At 65.9% G+C, this 522-nt stretch carries 1 pseudogene; it reads left to right on the top strand.

Annotation, left to right across the window (positions count from 1 at the left end):
- Positions 1-176: 176 nt before the first annotated feature.
- Positions 177-522 (top strand): annotated as a pseudogene (locus tag RX395_RS09915) (IS21 family transposase); the annotation flags it as partial.

Genomic DNA, 522 nt, shown 5'->3' with positions numbered 1-522 from the left:
TGTTGATGTTCACTAAGAAGTGGTCCGAGTGATCACCGGGAAATAAGCACCGTGAGCACGAAAAATTGAGCAGTTTAAGCAAGAGGGCCGCGCCCCGGGGACCGGGGGCGCGGCCCTCGCCGTATGGTTTCCCCGGGCGGTTACTTTGGCGAGCCCGCCCGGGAAGGATGGAGGAGATGACCGTGCCCCTGGACACAGTGAATGATATACGGTCGATGGATGCCGCCGGGCGCTCGAGGTCCGAAATCGCCCGAGTGCTCCACGTGAGCCGGAACACCGTGGCGAAGTACGCCGACATGGAGGACATGTCGCCCGCCGCGCCGATGCCCCAGAGGAGAGGCAGGCCCGCACTCGAGGGCAACGAGGAATGGGTCATCGGCGTTCTCGAGGCCGACCTCGGGGCCCCGAGGAAGCAGCGCCACACCGCCAGGCGGATCTACGACAGGCTCGTCGCCGAGCGCGGCTACGCCGGCTCGTACTCCACCGTGCAGAGGTTCGTCCGCGAGCTCAGGCATGCCCGGG

This window comes from Collinsella aerofaciens, assembly GCF_032584215.1.
Classification (GTDB): domain Bacteria; phylum Actinomycetota; class Coriobacteriia; order Coriobacteriales; family Coriobacteriaceae; genus Collinsella.
Note: the sequence above shows the minus strand (reverse complement) of the source record. Positions and strands in the feature narration are given on the sequence as shown.